Raw genomic sequence first — 25408 nt, 5'->3', positions numbered from 1 at the left:
GATTTGGTCCGGCCGATCCGACGAGGTGAAGGACAAGACGACGGCTTGGTTTGTCGATCATGGGCTGGGACACCCCGATTCGAACGCGCCCGCGGGCGACCGCCGGCCCTGGTGTTCGAGGATCACGCATCCATGGTGGCCCGGCCGATGTCGGGATCGACCGGCAACGCGGTCGCCGAGTACGATCTCAGCCACGCCCCCGAACGGCTCGCCGAGAAGCAGCCGCCCGGCGCTGGTCCCTGGTCATCGACGAACGCTCCGGCCTCCTGTGGCGGTGCTCCGCACCTCGGCCGCACGTTCCGCGAACCCGCGCGTGCCTCCGGCAAGCCAGACGGCATCTGGAACATGGACGGCAGGGCAGGGGCGATGAGTGAGGCTTGCGAGGCCAGGGCGGTGCCGGACAACGTGATGCGCACCGCGACGCCCACGCCGATATCGACAACGATGCTCTAAAACCGCGGATCAGTGGTTCAGTCGGACCGCGCTACGAACGGCGAAGCTCGGCGGCTAAAAACGGCCGAGGAACAAAGGCGGCATCGCGCCTCTGCCGTAGATCCGCTATGTGCTTGAAAGATTTGGCTCCCCGAGCAGGACTCGAACCTGCGACAAAGCGATTAACAGTCGCTTGCTCTACCAACTGAGCTATCGGGGATCACCGGGCCGCCTCAGCGGCGGTGGCGGGTCATTAGCCTTCGCCGGTTTCGGACGCAAGGGTCCTAACGCCGCTTTTTGCGCCTTCTGAGCCGACGACGCACTTTTTCCACCGGGTCGCGGGGCGGCGGCGGCGTTTGTGTCGATCGAGCGACAAGACCGTTGCCGAGCGGGTCAAGCCTCTGCTAGAGACGCCTCGCTCCGGACCGGCCGCTCGGCCCGGAGTGTCGCGCATTCGCGACGAGGCCTCGTGGCGGAGTGGTTACGCAGAGGACTGCAAATCCTTGCACCCCGGTTCGATTCCGGGCGAGGCCTCCAAACTTTCCGATACCCCTGACAATCTGCTCGTTTCTGGCCATGCAAGGCGCTCGTGCGAGCCTTGCAATTCTAGGAACGATCCACGACAACCCGACCCGCTCGGGCCGGCGCCGCTCGACGGGCGGGCGGGGAAACGGTCTGGCGCGGCGGCGAGGGATGCACGGCTCATGCTCGATTATGCTCAGGCGCGGCGCCTCATGGTCGATTGTCAGCTCCGGACCTTCGATGTGAACGACGTCGCGGTGCTCGATGCCTTCGACACCGTACCCCGCGAGCGCTTCGTCCCGCCGGGCCGCGAGGATTTCGCCTATATCGACCAGACGCTGACCTTCGATACCGGCGCGGACGGGATTCGCGCGATGCCCGCCCCGATGCTGCTGGCGCGCTTGATTCAGGCGCTCAAGATTCGTCCGGGCACCCGCGCCCTCGATGTCGGCACCGGCTACGGCTACGGCGCGGCCATGCTTCGGCAGCTCGGCGCCGAGGTCGTCGCCCTGGAATCCGACACGGATCTCATCGGCGCCGCCCGCGAGCGCCTCGGCGACACCGTCGACCTCGTCCAGGGTGCCTTGACCGCTCCGGCCAAGGGCGGGCCTTTCGACGCCATCCTCGTCGAGGGACGGGTCGAGGTCCGGCCGCAGGCCCTGCTCGATCAATTGCGCGATGACGGGCGCTTGGTCTGCGTGCTCGGTCCGCACCGCAACGCCAAGGCGACCCTGTTCGTGCGGGCGGGCGATGCCTTCGGGGCCCGCCCACTCTTCGATGCCTCGCTGCCGGCCCTGAAGAGCTTCGCGACCGAACCCGGCTTCGCGTTCTAAGCGCGCTCATAGAGCCGTATCCGACCTGATTGCATCAGGTCGGCGTCTCTCGGTCTTTGTTTCAAAGCGCTCCCGACCGCCCCCGTCTTCCCTCCGGACACGGCGGCACGGCGAGCGTTTTGTGAGCGACACGGAGCCTCCGCCGGGGCTGTCGCCAGGCCCCTGTCGCCCTCGCAATCCGGGCGCCGCGCGCCCGGCCGATGCACCGAATCCATCCCATCTCAGGCCGACTGCCGCGCCGGGTACGGTGACCGCCGAAAACTGCGCGAAAGCACGCGTGCGCGCCGGCACACGGCCATGAGGGATTAGTCCGCTGGGGTGTCGCTTTTTTGAGGCACCCGCCCGCAATCCGACGACGCGGTGCGGTAAGCCCTGTCGTCGGTAACGCAAGCTCGGCTACTCTCGGGCACGAGGCGGGCTAGCCATTCCATCGCATGGATGTGCATGCGGCATCCCTGTCGCGACCCTCACGGTGCGGGTCGTCCTGCAGATGTCCTCCGGGGCATTTGCTGAGGCGACGCACCGGAGCGGACACGGCAGTGCGGCGGGACGGCATATCGAGAAACCGCAAGGGCTGATCGACGTGAAAGAACGGAACCCTGCGGCGCGGTCCGCGCTTCGGCTGGCTGGCGCCGTCGTCTCGGCACTGGCTGTCGCAAGTCCGGCGGCTGCCGAGACCCTCGAGAGCGCGTTGTCCCGCGCCTATCAGGCCAACCCGGCGCTGAACGCGGCGCGGGCGAACCTGCGCGCGACCGACGAGGATGTGAATCGCTTCCAGGCCGGCTACCGACCGAACGCCGCGCTTTCGGCTGACATCGGCATCCAGCAATTCCAGGGTAAGATCGGCGGCGTCGGTGCCAGCGGGCCGATCAATCTCACGACCCGCCCGGGCGGCGCCGGCCTGACCATCAACCAGAACGTCTTCGACGGCTTTCAGACCGACAACCGGGTGCGCGCGGCCGAATCGACCGTGCTCAGCACGCGGGAAGGCCTGCGCCAGACCGAGATGAACACGCTGTTCAACGCCGCTCAGGCCTACATGAACGTCCTGAGCGACACGGCGACGTTGGAGCTTCAGCGCAACAACGTCGAGGTGCTCGAAGAGCAGCTTCGTCAGACTCGCGACCGCTTCAATGTCGGCGAGGTGACCCGCACCGACGTCGCCCAGGCCGAAGCGCGCCTCGCCGGCGCCCGCTCACAGGTGAGCGCGGCGGAGGCGGCCCTGCGTGCCTCGATCGGTATCTTCCGCCAGATCGTCGGCGTCGAACCGCGCCAGCTCGCCCCCGGGCGCCCGCTCGACCGCTACGTGCCGGCCTCGCTCGATCAGGCGATTCTCATCGGCCTGAAGGAGCATCCGCAGATCCTCGCCTCGCTGCACGCCGTGGACGTGGCGGAGCTGCAGGTGAAGGTGAACGAGGGCGCGCTCTATCCGCAGGCGCAGATCACCGGAGCGGTGCAGCAGCGGTACGATCAGCAGTTCCCCGGCGACAACGGCGTCACCGCCTCCATCGTCGGACGGGTCAACATTCCGCTCTATCAGGGTGGCGCCGAATACGCCGCGATCCGGCAGGCGAAAGAGAATGTCGGGCGGGCCCGCCTCGTCGCCGACCAGGACCGCGACACCATCCGCGCCTCGATCGTGCGGACCTGGGGCAATCTCGAAGCCTCGAAGGCGCAGGTGATCGCCTCGCAGGCGCAGGTTCAGGCCAACGAGGTGGCGCTGAACGGCGTGCGTGAGGAGGCTCGCGTCGGCCAGCGCACCACCCTCGACGTGCTGAACGCGCAGCAGGAACTGCTTTCCGCGCGCGTCGCCCTGATCCGCGCCCAGCGCGACCGCGTGGTGAACTCCTACGATGTCGTCCAGGCCGTCGGCCGGCTCACCGTCCGCTTCACCAGCCTGCCGGTCACCCCGTACAGCGCCCGCGAACATCTCGATCAGGTGCGCGATCTCTGGTTCGGCCTGCGCACCCCCGACGGGCGCTGACGGCCTCGTCGGGGACGACGTTTTCCTGTTGGCCGGCGGCGGACCATGGTTGATGCCGGGCAAGGCGATGCAATAGTTCGTTAACCAAGTCATCGTCTTGTCAATCGTCACCGAGTATCGTCCCGATGAGCGCAGCGAGCCCTAAGGTTCAGGACAAGACGCAGGAGCCCTCCATGGAGGAGATCCTGGCTTCGATCCGCCGCATCATTGCCGACGACCAAGCTCCCAAGACCGTCGAGGCCGAAGCGCCGCCCGCGCCGGCCCCCGTGCTGCCGCCGGACGACGACGTGCTCGATCTCGCCGAAGTGGCAGAGCCGGTGCGCAAGCCCGAGCCGGTTGCCTTCGACATCCCCGAAATCGATTTCCGCATGCCGGATTTCGACCCGGAACCGGAGCCCGATTTCGAGCCCCCGGCAGCCAAGCCGGACCCCTTCGACTTTGCCCCTGAGCCGCCTCGCGCCCCGAGAGTGACCGATCGGGTCCGCGCGGCGGTCGAGGAGGAGGTGACGGAACGGCTCGTCTCGTCCAGCACCGGCGAAAGTGTCGGTCAGAACTTCCAGCTCCTTGCCCACACTGTGCTGTCGCAGAACGCCCGCACGCTAGAGGATCTCGTTAAGGACATGCTGCGGCCGATGCTGAAGAGCTGGCTCGACGAGAACCTTCCGCACATGGTCGAGCGGCTGGTGCGCATCGAGATCGAGCGGGTCGCCCGCGGGCGGTGAGCCGTTCGGCCCTCGATCACGGGGTGATTGCACCACGGCACTTGCAGAGCCGTGGATCGAAGCGGCTTCGCGGCGCGAAGAGCGCCGCGCGGAGCGGGCTTTTCGGGGCATGAGCCCCGGAAAGCATCGAGCAGAGCGGTAGCCTGAGGCCGCGGAGGCGGCCGCCGGCGCTTGAGGCTAGAAGAAAACCAGGGTGATCGCTTCAAGCGATTGCCCGCGGCACCGACGGGCCGACGGTTGACGACGGCCCCGCGGCGGGCCGATAGCGGCGGCGACATCTTTTAGAACGCCGCCTCGAAAAGCCCGCCCCGCCCATGATGGACAAGACCTTCGACCCCGCCGCCGTCGAGGCGCGCGTCTCCGCGGCCTGGGAAGAGGGCCAAGCCTTCCGCGCCGGCCGCCCCGAGCGGGCCGGCGCCGAGCCCTTCAGCATCGTGATCCCGCCGCCGAACGTGACGGGCTCGCTGCATATGGGCCACGCGCTCAACAACACGATCCAGGACATCCTCGTCCGCTTCGAGCGGATGCGGGGCAAGGACGTGCTGTGGCAGCCGGGCACGGACCACGCCGGCATCGCCACGCAGATGGTGGTCGAGCGCAAGCTAATGGAGACGCAACAGCCGGGCCGCCGCGAGTTGGGACGCGAGGAATTCCTGCGCCGGGTCTGGGCCTGGAAGGAGGAATCCGGCGGCACGATCATCGGCCAGCTCAAGCGGCTCGGTGCCTCCTGCGACTGGTCGCGGGAGCGCTTCACCATGGATGAGGGCCTGAGCCGCGCCGTGCTCAAGACCTTCGTCGATCTGCACGCGCAGGGGCTGATCTACCGCGACAAGCGCCTCGTGAACTGGGACCCGAAATTCCAGACCGCGATCTCGGACCTCGAAGTGCAGCAGATCGAGGTGAAGGGCCATCTCTGGCACTTCGACTACCCCGTCGTGGACGAGGCCGGCACGCCGACCGGCGCGATCATCACCGTGGCGACGACGCGCCCCGAAACGATGCTCGGCGACACGGCGGTCGCTGTCCATCCGGACGACGAGCGCTACCGCGACCTTGTCGGAAAACGCGTCCGCCTTCCGCTGGTCAACCGGCTGATCCCGATCGTCGCCGACGCCTATTCCGATCCGGAGAAGGGGACCGGCGCGGTCAAGATCACCCCGGCCCACGACTTCAACGATTTCGAGGTCGGACGCCGCAACGGTTGCCGCCCGATCAACGTCCTCGATGCCGAGGCGCGGATCCAGATCGCCGGCAACGCCGATTTCCTCGACGGCGCCGAGCCGGAGGACGCCGCGCTGGCGCTCGACGGCCTCGACCGGTTCGAGGCGCGGAAAGCGGTCGTCGCCCAGATGGAGGAGCGCGGCCTGCTGCGCCTGGTCGAGCCCAACACCCACGCGGTGCCGCATGGCGACCGTTCGGGCGTGGTGATCGAGCCTTACCTGACCGACCAGTGGTACGTGAACGTCAAGCCGCTGGCCGAGCGCGCCCTCCAGGCGGTGCGCGACGGGCAGACTCGCTTCGTCCCGGACAACTACGAAAAGATCTTCTTCCAGTGGCTGGAGAATATCGAGCCGTGGTGCGTCTCGCGCCAGCTCTGGTGGGGCCACCAGATCCCGGTCTGGTACGATGCCGAGGGCGGCATCTTCGTCGCCGAGAGCGAGGCGGACGCGGTCGCGCAGGCGAAAGCCAAGCACGGCCGTGAGGTCGCGCTGACCCGCGATCCCGACGTGCTCGACACGTGGTTCTCCTCCGCACTCTGGCCGTTCTCGACCCTCGGCTGGCCGGACAAGACGCCGGAACTGGCCCGCTTCTACCCCACCAACACCCTGGTCACGGGCAAGGACATCATCTTCTTCTGGGTCGCCCGGATGATGATGATGGGCCTGCACCTCACCGATCAGGCGCCGTTCGAGACCGTCTACCTGCACACCCTCGTCCGCGACGAGAAGGGTGCGAAGATGTCGAAGTCGAAGGGCAACGTGGTCGATCCGGTCGATCTCATCGACCGTTTCGGTGCCGACGCGCTGCGCTTCACGCTCGCCGCGCTCGCCGCCCCCGGCCGCGACATCAAGCTCGGGCCCCAGCGGGTCGAGGGCTACCGCAACTTCGCAACCAAGCTCTGGAACGCGGCGCGCTTTGCCGAGATGAACGGCTGCGAACTCGAGGCCGATTTCCGGCCCGAGGCCGTGCGCGAGACGCTCAACGCCTGGGCGCTCACCGAGGCCGCCAAGGCGGTGGCGGAGGTGGCGCAGGGCATCACGGTCTACCGCTTCAACGATGCGGCGGCCGCGGCCTACCGCTTCGTCTGGAACGTGTTCTGCGACTGGTATCTCGAACTCGCCAAACCCGTGCTTCAGGGCGAGGGCGTCGATCCGGCGGCACGCACCGAGACGCAGGCGACGGTCGCCTTCCTGATCGACCAGATCGCCAAGCTGCTGCACCCGTTCATGCCCTTCCTCACGGAGGAGCTATGGGCGATCAAGGGGCAGGTGCTGCCGACACCGCGCGGCCTGCTCGCGCTCGAATCCTGGCCCGAGCTCTCGGCCTATACGAACAGTGAGGCCGAGGAAGAGATCGGCTGGCTGGTCGATCTGATCTCCGAGGTCCGCTCGGCCCGCTCCGAGACCAACGTGCCCGCCGGCGCCCAGGTGCCGCTGGTGCTGGTGGGCGCCGATGAGGGCGTCCGTGCTCGGGTCGAGCGCTGGAGCGAGACGCTGACCCGCCTCGCCCGTCTCTCCGAGATCGGTTTCGCCGACGCCGCGCCGAAGAACGCCGTCCAGCTCCTCGTGCGCGGCAGCGTGGCCGCACTTCCGCTCGAAGGCATCGTCGATCTCGCGGCCGAGGTCGCGCGGCTGAAGAAGGAGGCGGGCAAGGCGCGGGCCGAGATCGGCAAGATCGACGGCAAGCTCGGCAACGCCGACTTCCTCGCCCGCGCGCCGGAAGAGGTGGTGGACGAGCAGCGCGAGCGCCGCGACGCGGAGGCGGCCCGGCTCGTCAAGATCGAGGAAGCGTTGGTCCGGCTCAGCGAGGCATGAGAAAACTGCGGCGGCTCAGTCTGGCCTTTGCCGGACTGGCTTTGGCCGGGCTGGCCGCCGCGCTTCTCGCGCTGACGCTCTGGACGGCCCGTCCCGGTGACCCGAGCCTCTACCCGCCGGCCGAGCCAGATACGCAGACGGTGCTCCTCGTCAGCCACGGCTGGCATTCCGGTCTCGTCCTGCCGCGCGACAGCCTAACGGGGGAGGGGGCGGGCACCGCCCTACGCAATCTCGCCACGCGCTTTCGCGCCTACGACGCCCTGGAATTCGGCTGGGGCGAGGCGCGCTTCTACCGGGCGACGCCGACGCTCGCCGCCTTCGACTGGCGGCTGGCCCTCTCGGCGCTGTTCACACCCGGTGGAAGCGACGGCGTGATCCAGGTTGTCGGCCTCGCACGCCCCGCCCGCGCGAGCTTCCCGCAGGCCGAAATCGTCCCGGTCCCGCTCTCGCGCAAAGGCTTGGCCCGGCTCCTCGCACGGTTGGAGGCGAGCTTCCGGCTCACCGATGGCCAGCCGGCCGCACTCGGCCCGGGGCTCTACGGCCCGAGCCTGTTCTACGAAGCGCATGGGCGTTTCTCGTACAGCAACGTCTGCAACCACTGGGCGGCGGATCTCCTCAACGCAGCGGGTTTGCCGATCACGCCGGTGCTCGACACGCATCCGTCGGGCCTGCTTGCCGACCTGCGCTGGCGCTCGGGCCTGACGGCCTCGGCGCCCGAGGAGGCGGAGCCGGACCTGTCCAAACCGTAATCTTCGCGCCATCCGGCGGTCAGGCTCGGGCCTCTAGGAGTCTCCTCACGGATCGCCGCCCCGACGTTCAACGGAAGGGCAGCCGACCGGCCCATTTCCCGTCGGAGACCTCCATGACCATGACTGTCCGCCGCCGCGCCTTCGCCTCCGTCGCCGCAGCCGCCCTCGTCGCGGGCGGCGCGGCCGGGTTCGGCCTGACCGAGCCCATGACCCAGGCCTATGCCCAGGCCCTGCCGAAGACCCCGATCGAAGCGCCCGAGCACCCGCCGGGCTCGTTCGCCAACGTCGTCGACAAGGTGAAGCCGGGCGTCGTTGCCGTGAAGGTGAAGCTCGACAACAGCGCCGACGATGACGACGACAGCGCGGGCGGCCCCAACCTGCAGCAGGTGCCGCCGCAGCTGCGGGAGTTCTTCAAGCGCTTCGGCCAGGGCGGTCCGGGTGGTCAGGGCGGGCGCGGCATGCCGCAGCGCGGCGAGCGCGGCGCGGTCGGCTCGGGCTTCATCATCTCGGCGGACGGCTACGTCGTCACCAACAACCACGTCGTCGACAAGGCCAAGACCGTGCAGGTCACGCTCGACGACAACCGCACCCTCGACGCCAAGGTGATCGGCAAGGATCCGAAGACCGACATCGCGCTCCTCAAGATCACCGAGAGCGGCAGCTACCCCTACGTCCAGTTCGGCAAGAGTGCCCCGCGCGTCGGCGATTGGGTCGTCGCCATCGGCAACCCGTTCGGCCTCGGCGGCACGGTGACGGCGGGCATCGTCTCGGCCCGCGGCCGCGACATCGGCGCCGGTCCTTACGACGACTTCCTGCAGATCGACGCGCCGATCAACAAGGGCAATTCCGGCGGCCCGACCTTCAACGTCAACGGTGAGGTCGTGGGCGTGAACACGGCGATCGCCTCGCCGTCCGGCGGCTCGGTCGGCCTCGCCTTCGCGATCCCCGCCGAGACCGTGCAGACGGTGGTCGATCAGCTCCGCACCGACGGCAAGGTGGTGCGCGGCTATCTCGGGGTGCAGGTCCAGCCGGTGACCAAGGACATCGCCGACGGGCTCGGCCTCGACAAGGCCAAGGGCGCGCTGGTCGATCACGCCGAGAACGGCACGCCCGCGGCCAAGGCGGGTCTGAAATCGGGTGACGTGATCGAGTCGGTCAACGGCGCCCCGGTCAACGATGCCCGCGACCTCTCGCGCCGCATCGCCGGCCTCAAGCCCGGCACCGAGGTGAAACTCGCCTATCTGCGGGGCGGCAAGAGCGACGTCGCGACGGTCGAACTCGGCACGCAGCCAACCGACGCAAAGGTCGCGAGCCGCAGTGACAGCACGTCCGGTGGCCAAGCGCGCCTCGGCCTCAGCCTGGCCCCTGCCAGCGAAATCGGCCTCGGCGACGAGGGCGTGGCGGTGATGGATGTCGATCCCGACGGCCCGGCCGCGGCCAAGGGCATCGCGCAGGGCGACGTGATCCTGGATGTCGCCGGCACCAGCGTCTCGAAGCCCTCCGACGTCCAGGCGCAGATTCGCGCCGCAGAATCGAACGGCCGCAAGGCGGTGCTGATGCGGGTGAAGAGCGCCAAGGGCCAGACCCGCTTCGTCGCCGTGGCCCTCGGCAAGAAGGAGGGCTGATCCCCTCGCAGATCACGGCGGGGCCGCCTCCGGCCCCGCCGACCGCCTTGCATCTCATCCCGACTTCGCGCCCGCTCCTAGAGCGGGCGTTTTTTCGTTCGGTCTCGACGCTATGCGACCCGCAGACGGCGCCTCGCCAAGGGGCCGCAACGGCGCGGCCCGCCGCACCCGGTTTTGCTACAAGCGTCGTTCGAATTCGAAAGAGGCTGCACGATCCGCCGGAACGCTCTCTCAGGTTACTTGAACATCCTCAGGTCAACTGTCTGGTTTTTATACACAACTGCCGATTTTTGAGGCTCCGCCCATCGTAAGTTAAGATCCCGGAAAGGCGTCATTCGGCACAACGAGACAACATTTGTTCGCTCGACGGCAGTCTGATGAAAACCGGTATTCGCACGCGTCTCTACGGTGGATTTTCAGCATTAGTCGCCTTGTCCTGCGGTATGGGAGCGTTCTCCTACACGCAGCTCGACAGTCTCGACGAGATGTTCCGTGCGCGGGCTCAGCTCGAATCCGCAGCCCGAACGCTCTACACCATCAATGGTCTGTCCGACCGGTTGATCGGTCAGGCTGCCCAGTACAGGCTGACCCAGGCCGCCGACTACACGACCGGAATGTTCGCGTCGTTGGACTCGATCCGGCAGGGCTCCGAGAAGCTCATTGCGAGCACACCGAGCGCGGAGCGGCGCGCGGCCTATGAACGGCTTCGGGATCAGTCCACCGATCTCGGCAAGGCGTTGCCGAAGCTGGTCGAACTCGGCGCGCAGATCCGCGAGAACCGGGCCGGCGTCTACGCCAACGGCGACGACCTAACCAAGGCTTCCGGTGTCCTCGTCGCCCAGTTGCGGGCCACGGGCCAGGATGCGGTGATCGCTCAGGCCGTGGAGGTCGAGCGCACGCTGCTTCTGTTCCGCATCATGAACTGGCGCTTCCTCGCCACCAAGGATCCAAAGGGCCGTGCCCTCTCGGCCAACGCCTTCGGCAACGCCGAGGCGGCCTTGGCGAAACTGAAGGGTCTCGATCTCGCCGCCGCCGACCAAGAGACGGCAAAGCTCGTCGGCGAGACCCTGAACCGGCTCAACAAGAGCATCGTCGCCGCCTCCCAGGCCATCGTCGAGAGCGAGGCGTTCTTCGAGGAGACGCTGAAGCCGAGGGTGGACGGCATCAACGCGACGGGCCTGTCGGTGCGCAGCAAGCTCGAGGCGGCGCTTCAGGACGGGGTCGAGCAGAGCAACGCCCTGATGACGCGGGCGAAGACCGTCCAGCTCATCCTGCTCGGCCTGATCCTGGCCACGGGTGCCGCCCTGGCCTTCCTGATCGCCCGCAGCCTGATCCGCCCGATTTCGGGGATGACCGCCGCGATGAGCCGCCTCGCCGCGGGCGAGACGGCCATCGAGGTGCCGTCTCGGGACGCGGTGGACGAGATGGGCCGGATGGCCGAGGCGGTCGAGGTGTTCCGGCAGAACGCCGTGGCCCGCATCGAACTCGAAGCGGAGCGGGTGGCCCAACAATCCGCTCGCCAGCGCCGGGCCGATCGTGTCGATGGGCTGGTGCGCGGTTTCGAGGAAAAGATCGCCGCCTCCATCGCCATCGTGACCTCGGCGGCGACCGAACTGGACAGCACCGCCCGATCGATGACGCAGGTCGCCGACAACACCAACGGGCAGGCGGTCGCCTCCAGCGCCGCGGCCGAGGAAGCCACCGTCAACGTGCAGACGGTCGCCGCAGCGGCCGAAGAGATGGTCGCCTCGCTCAGCGAGATCGAGCGGCGCGTCCAGCAATCCAACGACGTGGCGAGTCATGCCAGCCACGAGGCCCGGACGACCACCGACTCGATGAGCCATCTCAGCCGCGCGGCCGAGAAGATCGGCGAGGCGGTGACGATGATCTCCGGGCTCGCGAGCCAGACGAACCTGCTCGCCCTCAACGCCACCATCGAGGCGGCGCGGGCCGGCGAGGCGGGCCGCGGCTTCGCGGTCGTCGCCACCGAGGTCAAGGAACTCGCGGCGCAAACCGCCCGCACCACGGAGGCGATCTCCGATCAGGTCAGCGCGATCCAGACCGCCTCGACCCAGGCACTCGGTGCGATCCAGCAGATTGGCCGGACCATCGTCTCGGTCAACGACATCACCGCCTCGATCGCGGCAACCGTCGTACAGCAGACCGCCGCGACCAACGAGATTGCCCGCAACGCCTCCGAAGCAGCCCGCGGCACCCAGGACGTATCGATGAGCGTCGCACAGGTACAGGCGCTGTCGAGCGAGACCGGATCGGCCGCGCAGCAGGTGATGATGGCCTCGTCCGAGCTCTCGACCCAGTCCGAAAACGTGCGGCGCGAGGTCGAGGACTTCCTTGCCGCAATCCGGGCCGCCTGACGGCCCTGCCGAGTGGACGGATTAGCGGTCCACCCGTCAGCGTCTACCAACGGCCGGCTCCGCCACGGGGCCGAACGTTGCCAAATGAGACGCACGGACCCTGAGACCGGTGCCGCCCGCTCCCGTCACGGCTTTTTCGCTCGGCTCGCCCTCGCGGCGGGCCGAGCTGCGTCGGGGCTCGGCCGGAGGGGGGCGATGATCCGCGGCGTCGCGCTGGCCCTGACCGCCTGCGCCGCCCTACCGGCCATCGCCCGTGCCGATCCGCTTGCGGCGGAGAACCCGCGCATCCCCGAACCGATGGTGTTCGACCTGCTGCGTCCGCTCGGGGCACGGGCCGGCGAGCGCGAGGTCAACGTCCTGGCGGTCCGGCCGCTGGACCGGGGACCGACGGACTGGGCTCCCGAACTCGAATACGCCTACGCCGACGGCCAGTCGTTCGAGTTGGAGCTTCCCTTCGAGGACGGACGCCTGACGCAGGTCAAGTTCGCCCTCCAGGGCACCTTCGGCACGGGGGCGGGCGGGCGCTGGATCCACGGCTGGCAGTATCTCGGCCAGATCGAGCGCGGCAGCGCGACGGTCCGCAATTCCCTGCTCTACATCTCCGGATACCGCTTCGACGCGCGCTGGAGCATGCTGAGCATGGCCGGACTGCGACAGGTCGGCCTGCGCCGGCTCGGACCGACCGCGCTGCTCCTCAACCATTCCGTCTTCTACGACCTCGATCCGGAGACGGTGCTGGGGCTCGAAATCAATCTGAGGCAGGACATCGCCGGGGATGATCGCACCCGCACCCTCGTCATTCCCCAGATCCACCGCCGCCTCTCGGAACTGACGAGCCTCCAGGCTGGCCTCGGTGTCGAGTTCCGCACGAACCGTAACGCCGGGCTCGTCGCGGCTCTGCGGCTGATCCGCGAGTTCTGAAGAGCCCTGCGCCGCCAACGGACCCGGCAGCGGCCTTTCGGGTTCTCCCGTCACGGGAAGGCTGCGAGAGGAACATGGGCATGGCGAGCGTCGAAGCATCGGGCACCTTCGCGATCGGCGGGGATCTCACTGTTCACCGACTCGGGTTCGGCGCCATGCGCATCACCGGGACCGGCATCTGGGGCGATCCGCCCGACCGGGACAAGGCGAAGGCGACACTGCGGGCGGTGCCCGGCCTCGGGATCGACCTGATCGACACCGCCGACAGCTACGGCCCCTTCGTCAGCGAGGATCTGATTCGCGAGACGCTCTACCCCTACGAGGGGCTCGTCGTCGCCACCAAGGGCGGCCTGACGCGGCACGGGCCCGATATCTGGCAGCCCGTCGGCAATCCCGATTACCTGCGCCAATGCGTCCTGATGAGCCTGCGGCGGCTCGGTCTCGAGCGGATCGACCTGTGGCAGCTCCATCGGATCGGCCCGGACTGCCCCCGCGAGGTGCAGTTTGAGGCCATCGCCCGGATGCAGGAGGAGGGGTTGATCCGCCATGTCGGCCTGTCCGAGGTCTCGGTCGAGGACATCGAGGCCGCCCAAAAATTCTTCCCCGTGGCGAGCGTGCAGAACCGCTACAACCTCGTCGATCGCACCAGCGAGGCGGTGCTGGCGCATTGCGAGCGGCACGGCATCGGCTTCATCCCCTGGGCGCCCCTCGACAAGGGGTCGCTGGCCGGCCCCGGTTCGGCCCTAGAATCGATCGCCGGGCGTCTCGGCGCGAGCGGCAGCGCGGTCGCCCTCGCATGGCTGTTGAAGCGCTCGCCGGTGATGCTGCCGATCCCCGGCACCGGCGATCCCGGCCACCTCGCCGAGAATGCCGCGGGCGCAACCCTCACCCTGAGCGACGAGGATTTCGCCGTCCTCGACCGGGCGGGACACGAGGCATGGCAGGGCGCCGGCGCATGACATCCGACAGGTGCTGGCGCGCACCTTGCACCGAGGTGGCCACGGAACCGAGCAGGGGCTGAGCCTTTCCGTTCCGGGCGCCGACACGGTGCCGGACAGGAAGGATCGACATGTCGTCAGCCGGCCACCGCGCACGCTCCGGTCTCCTTGGTGGCTTGGTCGCTGGGTTGACGATCGCCGGTCTCGCCGCCCTGCCGGCGGAGGCGCGCACGAGCTGGGTCTCCGGCACCTACGTGTACGCCGACCTCTGCACGATGCCCGCGGACGGCGCGCAGGCCGGCCGGCGCATCACGCTCAAGCGCTGGCCCAAGGGCGACAACCTCGTCTACGAGGGGGCGGGCCTGCCTGCCCCGATCGAGACCGCGGTGTCGATCGACGACAGCACGAAAGATGTTGCCTTCCATGTCGAGACGAGCGCCGGTCTCGTCAGCTTCCGCGGCACGGCCGGATCCGACGCGTTGGTCGGCACGCTGCACGGCGCCGACGGCGCGCAGCCGTTACGCCTGAAGCGCGTCCTGCGCGCCCGCGCTCAGGAGACATGCCCCGGCGAGACCACCGGCTCGATCAACTGAGCCCCGGCCGCAAACCCCAACGTCGCAATCCGAGCGCCCCTCGCCCGGCAGCGGAGACCCCGCTTGTCTCTTCCCGCCATTGACGCCGCGAGACGCTGGCGCAAGTGAGACGCCGGGGGCGGACACGAAGGCGACCACCATGGGCGGGACGAAGCGCAGCTACCGGATCGCGGTGATCCCCGGCGACGGCATCGGCAAGGAAGTCATGCCGGAGGGCGTTCGGGTTCTGGAGCGGGCCGCCGCCCGCCACGGCTTCGAGATCGTGCAGGACTGGTTCGATTTCGCGAGTTGCGACTACTACGAGGCGCACGGGCGGATGATGCCCGAGGACTGGAAGGCGCAGATCGGCTCCCACGATGCGATCTATTTCGGCGCCGTCGGTATGCCCGAGCGCGTGCCCGACCACATCTCGCTCTGGGGCTCGCTGATCCAGTTTCGGCGCGAGTTCGACCAATACGTCAACCTGCGCCCGGTGCGCCTGATGCCGGGCGTGCCCTCACCGCTGGCCGGCCGCAAGCCCGGCGACATCGACTTCTGGGTCGTCCGCGAGAACACCGAGGGTGAGTATTCCAACGCGGGCGGGCGGATGTTCGCCGGCACCGAGCGCGAGTTCGCGGTTCAGGAATCGGTGTTCACCCGCCACGGCGTCGATCGCGTGCTGAAGTTCGCCTTCGACTTGGCGCAGAGCCGGCCCAAGCGTCACCTGACCTCAGCGACCAAATCGAACGGCATCTCGATCACCATGCCGTTCTGGGACGAGCGGGTGCGGGCCGTGGCCGAGGGCTACCCTGAGATCCGTTGGGACCAGTACCATATCGACATCCTGACCGCGCATTTCGTGCTGAACCCGGACCGGTTCGACGTGGTGGTCGCCTCGAACCTCTTCGGCGACATTCTCTCCGATCTTGGGCCCGCCTGCACCGGCACCATCGGCATCGCGCCCTCGGGCAACATCAATCCGGAGCGGCTTTACCCGTCCGTGTTCGAACCGGTGCACGGCTCGGCCCCCGACATCGCCGGACAGGGGATCGCCAACCCGATCGGCCAGATCTGGTCGGGGGCGATGATGCTGGAGCATCTCGGCGAGCGGGAGGCCGCCGCCGAGATCGTTGCCGCCATCGAGCGGGTGCTTTCGGAGCGGACCTTGCGCACGCGCGACCTCGGCGGCACCGCCGACACGCAGGCCTGCGGCCGCGCGGTCGAACAGGCGCTGGGCTGAGGGGCCGGCCGCGATGAGACCCGTCGTCGTCACCGTCGCGATCACCGGCTCGGTCGCCCGCAAGGCCGACAACCCGACCGTGCCGATCACGCCCGCCGAACAGATCGAATCGACCCACGCCGCCTACGAGGCCGGCGCGGCGCTCGCCCACATCCACGTCCGGGAAGACGACGAGTGGCCGTCGCTCGATCCCGAGCGCTTCGGGCGGGTGCAGGAGGGCATCCGCCGGCATTGCCGGGACATGATCGTGCAGTTCTCGACGAGCGGGTCGGGACCAGATCCGGTGGAGCGGGGCGCCTGCCTGATCCATCGGCCGGACATGGCCTCGCTGACCACCGGCTCGGTCAATTTCGGCGAGGGCGTGTACGAGAACCCGGCGGCCTCGTTCACGGCGCTCGGCCGGCGGATGCGGGAAGAGGGCGTACGCCCGGAGATCGAGGTGTTCGACCTCACTCACATCCACAACGCGCGCCGTCTCGTGGACGAGGGCGTGATCGGCGCCGAACCCCATCTGCAGTTCGTCATGGGCATCCGCAACGCGCTGCCGCCCGACCCGCACCTGCTCGACATCCTGCTGGCGGAGACCCGGCGCCTGCTGCCGGGCGCGACCTGGGGCGCCTTCGGCATCGGCCGCTTCCAGAGCCCGGTGATGGGCTGGGCCGTGTCGCGGGGGGCGCAGGGCGTGCGCACGGGCCTGGAGGACAACGTGCGTCTCTCCAAGGAGCGGCTCGCCGACGGCAATGCCGACCTTGTCCGTCTGGCCGCCCGGATCTGTGCCGAGCACGGCGCCCGCCCGGCGACGCCGGCCGAGGCGCGGGCAATCCTGCGCCTTAGCTGAGCTCAAGGCACGGCCCCGAGCGGTGGCTCTCGGCGTTGCGGAAAGAGACGATGCGCCAACACAAGGCGAGCGTGTCGTTCCGGATCGATGTCCAGAACGACACGCTCGCGCCGATCAGGCCAGAACCGGGCTCGTCTTGCGTCCCAAAGCCTCCTCCACGGTGCCGTCCCCGTCGAGATAGCCGTGGCGCTTCGGGTTCGGCATCACCAGCGAAGCGATGAACGAGATCGCCAGCATCACGGCGACGTACCAGAAGAAGCTGGTCTCTGCGCCGACATGCTTGAGCCAGAGCGCGACCGCCTCAGCCGTGCCGCCGAACAGTGAGTTAGCCACCGCGTAGGACAAACCGACGCCCAGCGCCCGCACCTGGGTCGGGAACAGCTCCGCTTTCACGATGCCGCTGATGCCGGTGTAGAAGCTGATCACCACGAGCCCGGTCATGATGAGGCCGAAGGACAGAACGGGGTCGGTGGTGGTGCCGATGGCCGTCATCAACGGCACGATCATCACCATGCCGAGGCCGCTGAACAGCAGCATGTTCGTCTTCCGGCCGATCCGGTCGGAGAGCCAGCCGAAGAAGGGCTGGATCGCCATGTAGGCGAACAGCGCCACGGTCGTGATCTGCGACGCAGTCACCTTGTCTATATGGGCGGTGTTGAAGAGGTATTTCGGCATGTAGGTCGTGAGCGTGTAGAACGACAGCGACCCGCCGGCCGTATAGGCCAGCACCACGGCGAAGGCCCGCCAGTGCTTGAGCAGACCGGAGAGGGTTCCGGCTTCCTTCGAATCCTTGTTCTCCGCGCTCATCGTCTCGGAGAGCGAGCGACGCAGGAACAGGGCGACCACCGCGGCCAGCGCACCGATGACGAAGGGGATGCGCCAGCCCCAGGCCGTGAGTTGCTCGGCCGTCAGCACGCTCTGGAGCACGACGAGCACCAGTGAGGCGAGCAACTGGCCGCCGATCAGCGTGACGTACTGGAACGAGGCGAAGAACCCGCGCTGCCCCTTGGTCGCGACCTCGCTCATGTAGGTCGCGCTGGTGCCGTACTCGCCGCCGACCGAGAGGCCCTGCACCATGCGCGCGATCACGAGAAGAACCGGCGCGAGATGGCCGACGGTCGCGTAGGTCGGCAGCAGGGCGATGGCGAGCGAGCCGCCGCACATCATCAGCACCGAGATCATCAGCGAGGTCTTGCGCCCGAGACGGTCGGCGATGCGCCCGAACAGCCAGCCGCCGATCGGCCGCATGAAGAAGCCCACCGCGAAGACCGCGGCCGACTTCAGGAGCTGGCCCGTGTCGTCACCCTCCGGGAAGAAGACGGGGGCGAAGTAGAGAGCGAAGAAGGCGTAGCAGTAGAAGTCGTACCACTCGACGAGATTGCCCGACGAGGAACCGACGATGGCCATGATGCGGCGGCGGCGGTCGGCGGCCTCGTCGAGCGGCGGCGCGGCGGCGCTGGTGTCCAGCATGCGTTTCCCCTGATTGTCCGGCCCGCGAGCGGCCGTGAGCCCTTATCAGAGGCCGGTATCTCACCGACACCGGCCCCGCGCCGACGCGGTCGGCGGCCATTCCATGACAGATGTTGGAGAACGTTGCGCTCCCACGTTCGGAGCCTTGGACTCACCGAGCCCATCGGCGCCGCGCTCCGGGACGGCAGCCGGCATATCATACCGGCCACCGTATCATGGCCTTCCGCCCGCGAAGGAGCGGGCCCAGCACAGCAAGCGCAGCGGCTCAAGAGCGATACTGCCGTCCGAGTTTTGCCAAGCACATCAACGGTTACGTTCCGGATTGCGGGCAGCCGTCACCGTATCCGTTCGTGCATCGCCGCGATTGCTCTGAACAAACAACCGGATGGCATCCGCCGGGAACGGTTTTCCGAGGGCTGCCGTTGCGTCCCTAGCTTCGGCACCAGGTCGGTCGCTGAGAAAAGACAGGGACGGAACATGACGAAACTCTTTCGCAGTACGGCGACGGCCGCGATCCTGATGTTGGGCGCGGCGACCGCACTCGCTCAAGGCGGCGGCGGCGGTGCTGGCGGCGGCGGCGGGGGCCCCGGCGCTGGAGGTGCCGGCGCTGGAGGTGCTGGCGCTGGAGGTGCCGGGATGGGCGCAGGCGGTGCTGGTGGTGCCGGCGGAGGCGCTGGCGGCGTGGGCGGCGGTGCGGCCGGCGGAGCACGGGGCGGCGCGGGCGAGGCCGGCGGCGCTGGCGGTGCCCGTGGCGGCGCCGATGTCGGCGGTGGTACCCGCGGCGGCGAGAGCGGCGGGGCACCCGGTGGCGCGGCACGCGGCGGCGAGGGGGGAGAGCCGGGCGCCCGTGGCGGGCGCGAGGGCGGCCCGACCCGCGCCGATCAGCCGAGCGAGCGCGGCAACCGCGAGTCCGGGCAGCCCGACCGCGGCGGCGCAGGCGAACGCGGTGGACGGGATGGCCGTGACGGGCCGGGCGAGCGCGGCGGCCGAGATGCGACGGGTGAACGCGGTGAGCGCGGTGGTCGTGGCACGGCCACCGAGGCACGGGGCGCCTCGAGGAACCTGAGCTCGACGCAGCGCACCGAGTTCCGTCAGTCGATCTCCCGTTCCAGCGTTCGCGCCGTCACGAACGTCAACTTCGCCGTCCGCGTCGGCACCGCGATTCCGCGCTCGGTCTCGCTGCACCCGCTGCCTCCGGCGATCCTCTCGGTCGTGCCGGCCTATCGCGGCCTGCAGTTCATTCTCGTCGGGGACGACATCGTCATCATCGACCCCGACACCTACGAGATCGTGGACGTGATCCCGGCCTGATCCGGAGGCACGGCACGACGTGAGAGGCGGCGGGGCGACAGCTCCGCCGCTGTGTGTGTAATCGATAACCAGCGGGTACCGTAGAATATCAGCGGGAATGGCCGGGTGGGTCCGGTTGGTTCCGGGTCGGGTCACGGCGGATCAGGGCGACCCGCGCAGCGGAGCGCCGCTCATCTGCGGTTCCGGTGCTGCTGCCAAAAGCGATTGATCGTTGACCGGCTCGGGGCGCGCTCCGCCCCGAACCGGTCAACGCAGGCGCTGCGCGCGTCTGTGAGACGCATGGTTCCTGCAATCTCGATCAGAAACGCAGCCACCTCGGGATCATCAAACAGACGGCTCCGAGTATCGACCGTGAGCGGTCGCCTTGGCGGGACTGGCGCGCTTGCAGAGACTTCAACAAGCCTCCGCTGGCAATCCAGCAGCTCGGCGTAGTGGTTGAGCGGGATCGTCACCAGCTCGACGCCGGCGACGGTCCGATGCGCTGACTCGACGGGTTCGGTTTCGCTCATCAGTAGGACCGCCAGCGCGAACGGAAGGTCTGGATGCGGCCGACAGAAGGAGCCCGCTCCACTCCGAACCGCTCGACGCATGCCGCGCGGAGAGCTTGCAGCGACATCCGCCTCCGGAAGCGGTTGCGGAGGAAGTCGGCTACCTCGGCGTCCTCCTCTACCGTGGACAGGCCCGGCGGCGCCGCCCTGACGGCTCGCAAAGCCGCGCTGATATCGCCCCGGGCCTGCTGCGCGCGAAGGGCTCGGAGGTCACGGTACTCAGCGGCCGAGATGACCACCACAGGTACGCCCTCCCGGAGTGCGAAGATGGGCAAGGCGTGGCCGGGCTCGAAGGTTAGCGTCGGCATATCACCGGTGGCGGTGGTCAAACGTTCGACGGTCATTAATACGTCCTACAACTCCGCTTCAATCGCTCGCGATTGCCTCAATCATCCAGCCTCAGTCGGATAGCTTGGCACAGTAAGCGTGCGGGAGTGTTATCGTCCCTTCGCGCGCGATCACGGCGACGGAAACATGGCTGGACGGGTTAGACATGGCTGCCTGCCTCCCCACGTGTGACGCGCAGGTTCACATGACAGTGCTTGACCAGCGATTTCAGGCATTGTGTAGCTTCACCGCGATGCTACTCGGCTGGGTACACCAAGCGCAGTACGAGATGCTGAACCGGCACGCCCCACAGACTGAGCCACCATCTCGTCTACCTGGACCTCAAGCCGGCGCCCGCCATTTCCATCCGCCACCTCTCGCGCCTCGATCTTGGCTCCGGCGTTGTTGATGATCTGAACGTTAATGCCGCGGCTAGAGCCGGCCGCCTCATTCCCGTTCGCCGTAGCGGCTCGGGCCGGAGCGTCCCAGCGAGCGGCGGGTGGGACGGCCCCGACGTAGCCACCCTCTGCAAAGGCCGGGAGGCGGTTCTCGTTGATGGCGCGCAGCGTCGAGAGATTGGCGGCCGTCGCCCGGGCGTTCACGATGAACTCGCCGTTGGACACACGCGCGTGGATGCTGTCCGAGGTGCCGGTGCCCGGGCCGTGGATGAGGCCGCCGGTCGCGGCGGCCACCGAGGCCGGCGCCGCACTGGCGCCACCCGTGAACAGGCTGGCGATCGCGCCGAGCAAGCCACCGCCCCCACCGCCGGAGCCGAGAGACTGGCCGACCTGGGTCAGGCCCTGACTGGTCTGGGCGAGTGGCGCGGGCAGGCCCGACAGGTTGGCGGTCAGGCCGGTCACGCCTTCGGTGGCGCGGGTGGCCGTTCCCTCGATCGAGCGAAGAGAAGCGTCGAGGTTCGGCAGCGCCGAGTTGGTCGCCGAAGTCGCCGAGCCACCCTGGCCGATGCCTTCCCAGCGCGAGATGCCGATATCGCGAGCGCCGTACCACTGGCGCCAGCCGTCGCGCATGACCGTGTCGAGCCCGAAATCCACTTGACGGCGCCACGTCGAGGGATCGCGCACGTCGATGCCGGCCTTCATGGCATCGACGCCGAGGCCGCCCATCGTGTTGAGCTGCATGACGCCGTAGGATTGCTCCCGCGCCGTCAGGTTCTTTGCAGCGACGTTGAAGCCGCTTTCCTGATTGATTACGCGGAGCGCGGTGTTCGGGTCGATGCCGCGCTCGATCGCGGCTTGCTTCACGTAGTCGGCCACCTCGGCGCGCGAGCCGGACAGGCCCGAGAGGATGCCCTTGGCCGCGTCGGCCGAGCCCTTGCCGCCGAGCCCGGCCGCAACGCTCGCCGCGCTCGGGACGTTGCCGTTGGCGGCCGTCAGGCCGGGGATGCCGGAGATCGGCCCGGAAAGGTTGACGACGCCGGCCGTGATGTCGGCCGTCGGCAACCTGGCCGCCTTGCCGAGCACCCCGCCGAACGCATCGCCGAACAGGCCGCCGCCGGCCTTGCCCTCCTGGCCAAACAGCGCAGCGGTCAGCGGGCCGGAAACCATCCGGTCGAAGTTCGAACTGGCCGTGCGGTTGACGGAGTTGAGGATGCCAGCGAGCGGGCTCTTGCCCGCGGCCAGATCCGAGAACGTGCCGGTGATCCCGCCGCGCAGGCCGAACCGCACGTCGTCGAGGCCGCCCACCACCTCGCGCTGCTTCCGGACAAGATCGTCCTGGGCCGCGGCGACCTTGCCGGCCGACGCGGCGTAGGCGTCGATACCGCGCTGGAGTTCCGCCGTGATCGGTACGCCGGCAGCGGTGTACTGGTTCACGAGCTGCTGCGCCGCCGCCATGCGCGAGGCCGCCTCGGTCGAGGCGCCGAAGGCCTGTTGCTGGACCCGCAGGTTGGCGGCCTGTTCGGTCACCGAGCGGTTGGCGTCGCGGAGGGGGCCGCCGATCGCCTCCGCGTCGATCGCCGCGCGCTCGGCTGCCGCCGTCTGTTGCGTGACGGCGTAGGCCGGGAGGTTGCCCTCGAACCCGCGCAGGGCCTTGCGGGTGCGCGCCTCCAGCTCGGCGAGCTGGCGCTGGTAGCTCGGCAGGCCAGCGCCGGCCGCGCGATCGCGGGCATCGGTGAGCCGGTCCTGCGCCTCGCGTGACCCTTGCGCGAACGACGTCGCCCGCGCCGCCTCGATCCGCTGCCGGCGGTCGCCCTCTGAGATCGCCTGACCGGCGAGCGCCAGGCGCTCGCGCTCGGCCGCCACCGCCGCCTTCTCGGCCTCGGTGCGCGCCTCGATCGACCGGATGGTGAGGCTTTCCGAGGCGCGCGCCCGCTCCTGTGTGGAGATGAAGGTATCGACCGCGCCCTGTGTCGCCTCGATCGCCGTAACGATCCCCCGCCGCCCCTCGGCCGACATGCCGGCCAGGGCGCCCAGATCGCTCTGTGTGGAGCGGAGCTGTTCAAACCGGTTGCGCAGCTGGTCGAGCTGGTCGAGGTCCGGCAACGTGGAGCGGACGCTGCCTTCGGCCGTGATGGAACGCGCGGCCGACAGCTTGATCTCGGGCTCGCCTTCCTTGTCGTAGACCCGCTGCTGCGCCTTCTCGTAAGCCGCCCGCAGCGCCTTGACCTCAGGCCCTTCCTCGGCGCCGAGACCGATCCCATACTGCGATCTGGCGCGCATGTAGCGGGTGCGCGCTTCCTTCGCTTGGTCCTGGAGCGATGCGCCATTCCCCGTGACCCCGGCGACGAACTCCCCGGCCGTGTCGAGCTTGCCAGCGATGGCGTTCCAAGTCCGGCCCCAGAACCCCATATCCTCGGCGGCCTTCCGCATCTCTGGCCCGAACTGGCTCATCAGAGCCGTGACGGCCTGCTGTTGTCGGCCCTGCTCGACCAGCGAGCGGATGTAGCGCTGCGTGCTGGCATCGAGCCCGCCGATGCGCGCGTTCAGTTCCTCGGCGCCCTTGACCGGGTCGGAGAAGATGCGGGCGAGATCGACCCCGGCCTCTTCAACGCTCTTGCCGAACATCTGCGCGTAGCCGGGGGCCAACTCCGCAATGCCGCCGATGTTGGACACGTCAATCTTGCCGGTCGAGGCAATCGCCGTAGCAACGCCGCGAGCTTGGCCGGTCGAGATGAGGTTCCCCGACGCGGCCCGCTCCGCGATGCAGTTGATGTCCCCGGCCGTGGCGCGGGACATACCACCGATGCCGGTCAGGCCCTTTTCGATATCCCGCTGCGAGCCGGCCCACTGGTAGCCGAGATAGGCCATGGCACCGCCAAGGCCGGTAATGCCGCCGGTCAACAGCCGCACGGGCGTGAGGACCGACGCCGCGCGATCCGCGATGGCCCGGAAGCCGCCCGCGATGCCGCCCGGCGCATCGGCCAGGATCTGGGCGACCTGCGGACCCTGCTGCGCCAGAACCTGAAGCGGCGACATGCCCATGGCGAGAGTCGTCGCGATGTCGTTGCCCTGGTAGCCGAGGTTGGTCCACTGGTCGGCCCGGAGCGTCGGCCGCGCGCCGGGCATCGGGGCTGGACGCGGCGCGGGAGACGATGGCGAAGCGGGCGACGGGCGAGAGCCCGGTGCCGCACCAGAAGCCGCGCCTGCCGCCCCTCGCTCGGCCGCGCCGAGCCGGCCGGCGGCGGCGGCGGCGGCATCGAGCCGGCCGGCCGCTCCTGTCGCCTTGGCGCCGACCGTATCGAGCGCGGAGCCTAGCCCAGCGGTTGCTGTCCGCGCCTCGTTGGCCTCTTGCTTGAGGCCGGAGGCGTCGCCCGTGATCTTGACTGCAAGGGTGAGCGTCAAAGCAGTATCCTCACGTCAAGCATCAAGTTCTCGATGGTCCTAAATACAGCGGCCGGCTCAAGCACCCAATCTCCTAGATGCGAGCCGGCCGCCTTGCCTCGCCCCTCCACCATCGGGCGAGGCTACACGTCGTCAGGGAGCAGGAACCCTGCGACGTGTCTCGGGGAGAGCTGTCAGCCCTCCGTTACTCAGCTGAGCCAGGGCACGATCAGGAGATCGGCACTGTCCTTCCACTGGTTTGTTTCACCCCCGGCCGCATACTCGCTCTTGAGGAGCTTGCGGGCGGTACCTTCGAGCGCGGGCGGCACAATCAGCAGCTTACCGGAGATGCCGAGGGGCCGGCCTCGATCGCCGCGCATGCTGCCGAGGGAGACGCGAGCCGCCTCGTAGCTCGCCGCGTCGAGCGGCTGCTTGGAGCCGTAGGCGAGCTGCCAGAACCCAAAGCCGACGTTGCAGCGACCTTCGGTGCCGTAGCGATACTCCGCCCGATTGAACACTACCTCGTCGGTCGGCGCGTCCATCCGGGTCAGCTGGAACGGCCTGCGCTCCTGGAAGATGATCGGCTTGACGGCGCGGCTGTCGTCGATGAGGAACCATGGCGTGCCGGTGCTGCCACCGAAGTTCGATACCGAGTAGGGCTCGCCGTCCTCATCTTCGACGGGATGATCCGTGTCGAAGAAGTACTGGCCGTCGAAGCAGGGGGTGTTGAAGCCTGCTTTGAACAGATCCCAAGTCAACTCGTCGGGGAAACTCGCGGACAGGCGACCAAGCTCCGAGAACATGGGCGTGTACACGCCGTACTGATCGTCCTCGATATCGTCGCGCTTGACCCCGATCGTACTCTCGAACGAGCGGTTCTTGATCGTGTAACCCTCGACCGAAAGGTTTTGGACGATGCGGTCCCCGATCCATTCGCGGATGCGCGGAAACTCGCCGAGCCAGCCGTACTCGGTCGAGCGGGTCGCGGACGGAACGATCATCGCCGCACGCTTGTACTGCGGCTCCACGCCCTTGAAGCCGGATTGAAACGCACTGGAGTAGCCGGTGTAGAGGGTTCTTAGGTTGGGAGGGGTGAGGATCATTCGCTTCAGGCCTCTTAGGGATCAATATGACCGATGGTTGCACTACTTTTCGCGGAGGCGAGTCGCCCGGATTTGTAAGAGCCG

At 68.5% G+C, this 25408-nt stretch carries 19 protein-coding genes and 2 tRNA genes; 15 read left to right on the top strand and 6 right to left on the bottom strand.

The genetic code is table 11. The annotated features are described in order from the left end of the window. The first annotated feature begins 111 nt into the window (after positions 1-111). Positions 112-453, top strand: a complete 342-nt coding sequence (locus OVA30_RS20135; protein ID WP_268176581.1) for a hypothetical protein — start codon at positions 112-114, stop codon at positions 451-453. Between the two features lie 123 nt (positions 454-576). Here the strand turns inward: OVA30_RS20135 and OVA30_RS20130 are convergent. Then, positions 577-652: transfer RNA gene (locus OVA30_RS20130), tRNA-Asn, on the bottom strand. A gap of 243 nt (positions 653-895) precedes the next feature. Here OVA30_RS20130 and OVA30_RS20125 point away from each other — a divergent pair. The 13 genes from OVA30_RS20125 (at position 896) to OVA30_RS20065 (ending at position 16786) form a co-directional block, all read left to right on the top strand. Continuing rightward, positions 896-969 (top strand) — tRNA-Cys (locus OVA30_RS20125). 167 nt (positions 970-1136) lie between these two features. After that, positions 1137-1787: a protein-L-isoaspartate O-methyltransferase family protein gene (locus OVA30_RS20120; RefSeq protein ID WP_268176580.1), complete on the top strand. Its 651-nt coding sequence runs from the start codon at positions 1137-1139 to the stop codon at positions 1785-1787. Positions 1788-2277: 490 nt separating this feature from the next. After that, positions 2278-3771, top strand: a complete 1494-nt coding sequence (locus tag OVA30_RS20115) for a TolC family outer membrane protein (protein ID WP_012255747.1) — start codon at positions 2278-2280, stop codon at positions 3769-3771. A gap of 125 nt (positions 3772-3896) precedes the next feature. Then, the gene (locus tag OVA30_RS20110) at positions 3897-4493 is read left to right on the top strand and encodes a PopZ family protein (protein ID WP_268176579.1); all 597 of its coding nucleotides are present in this window, start codon (positions 3897-3899) and stop codon (positions 4491-4493) included. 314 nt (positions 4494-4807) lie between these two features. Further along, positions 4808-7528: a valine--tRNA ligase gene (locus tag OVA30_RS20105; protein WP_268176578.1), complete on the top strand. Its 2721-nt coding sequence runs from the start codon at positions 4808-4810 to the stop codon at positions 7526-7528. After that, a complete protein-coding gene (locus OVA30_RS20100; RefSeq protein ID WP_268176577.1) occupies positions 7525-8277 on the top strand; it encodes a DUF2459 domain-containing protein in 753 nt (250 codons plus the stop codon). Before OVA30_RS20105 ends, OVA30_RS20100 begins: the two co-directional genes overlap by 4 nt. Before the next feature lie 113 nt (positions 8278-8390). Further along, complete coding sequence (locus OVA30_RS20095; RefSeq protein ID WP_268176576.1) at positions 8391-9902, top strand: Do family serine endopeptidase; 1512 nt, start codon at positions 8391-8393, stop codon at positions 9900-9902. A gap of 443 nt (positions 9903-10345) precedes the next feature. After that, the gene (locus OVA30_RS20090; protein WP_268177517.1) at positions 10346-12277 is read left to right on the top strand and encodes a methyl-accepting chemotaxis protein; all 1932 of its coding nucleotides are present in this window, start codon (positions 10346-10348) and stop codon (positions 12275-12277) included. An 84-nt stretch (positions 12278-12361) separates the two neighbouring features. Continuing rightward, positions 12362-13198 (top strand): hypothetical protein, encoded by an 837-nt coding sequence (locus OVA30_RS20085; protein WP_268176575.1) that lies wholly within the window; start codon positions 12362-12364, stop codon positions 13196-13198. A gap of 80 nt (positions 13199-13278) precedes the next feature. After that, entirely contained in the window at positions 13279-14157 is an 879-nt protein-coding gene (locus tag OVA30_RS20080; protein WP_268176574.1) for an aldo/keto reductase, read from the top strand. Positions 14158-14267: 110 nt separating this feature from the next. Then, positions 14268-14729, top strand: coding sequence for a hypothetical protein (locus tag OVA30_RS20075; protein WP_015952805.1), 462 nt, complete (start codon positions 14268-14270; stop codon positions 14727-14729). 139 nt (positions 14730-14868) lie between these two features. Then, the gene (locus OVA30_RS20070) at positions 14869-15948 is read left to right on the top strand and encodes a tartrate dehydrogenase (protein ID WP_268176573.1); all 1080 of its coding nucleotides are present in this window, start codon (positions 14869-14871) and stop codon (positions 15946-15948) included. A gap of 13 nt (positions 15949-15961) precedes the next feature. After that, positions 15962-16786, top strand: a complete 825-nt coding sequence (locus OVA30_RS20065) for a 3-keto-5-aminohexanoate cleavage protein (RefSeq protein WP_268176571.1) — start codon at positions 15962-15964, stop codon at positions 16784-16786. Between the two features lie 114 nt (positions 16787-16900). Here OVA30_RS20065 and OVA30_RS20060 read toward each other — a convergent pair whose 3' ends face one another. Further along, a complete protein-coding gene (locus OVA30_RS20060) occupies positions 16901-18256 on the bottom strand; it encodes an MFS family transporter (protein ID WP_003601254.1) in 1356 nt (451 codons plus the stop codon). 636 nt (positions 18257-18892) lie between these two features. Here OVA30_RS20060 and OVA30_RS20055 point away from each other — a divergent pair. Then, positions 18893-19567, top strand: a complete 675-nt coding sequence (locus tag OVA30_RS20055; RefSeq protein ID WP_268176569.1) for a DUF1236 domain-containing protein — start codon at positions 18893-18895, stop codon at positions 19565-19567. 170 nt (positions 19568-19737) lie between these two features. Here the strand turns inward: OVA30_RS20055 and OVA30_RS20050 are convergent, their stop codons facing one another. The 4 genes from OVA30_RS20050 to OVA30_RS20035 form a co-directional block, all read right to left on the bottom strand. Next, on the bottom strand, positions 19738-20076 hold the full coding sequence (locus OVA30_RS20050) for a hypothetical protein (RefSeq protein ID WP_268176567.1): 339 nt from the start codon (positions 20074-20076) through the stop codon (positions 19738-19740). Next, on the bottom strand, positions 20076-20459 hold the full coding sequence (locus OVA30_RS20045; RefSeq protein WP_268176566.1) for a hypothetical protein: 384 nt from the start codon (positions 20457-20459) through the stop codon (positions 20076-20078). The genes OVA30_RS20050 and OVA30_RS20045 overlap by 1 nt, the downstream gene beginning before the upstream one ends. 228 nt (positions 20460-20687) lie before the next feature. Beyond that, positions 20688-24242 (bottom strand): phage tail length tape measure family protein, encoded by a 3555-nt coding sequence (locus tag OVA30_RS20040; RefSeq protein WP_268176564.1) that lies wholly within the window; start codon positions 24240-24242, stop codon positions 20688-20690. 188 nt (positions 24243-24430) lie between these two features. Continuing rightward, a complete protein-coding gene (locus tag OVA30_RS20035; protein ID WP_268176562.1) occupies positions 24431-25324 on the bottom strand; it encodes a Mu-like prophage major head subunit gpT family protein in 894 nt (297 codons plus the stop codon). Between the last annotated feature and the right edge of the window lie 84 nt (positions 25325-25408).

Origin of the sequence: Methylorubrum sp. SL192, from assembly GCF_026672325.1 — a bacterium.
In the GTDB taxonomy this organism is placed as follows: domain Bacteria; phylum Pseudomonadota; class Alphaproteobacteria; order Rhizobiales; family Beijerinckiaceae; genus Methylobacterium; species Methylobacterium extorquens.
Note: the sequence above shows the minus strand (reverse complement) of the source record. Positions and strands in the feature narration are given on the sequence as shown.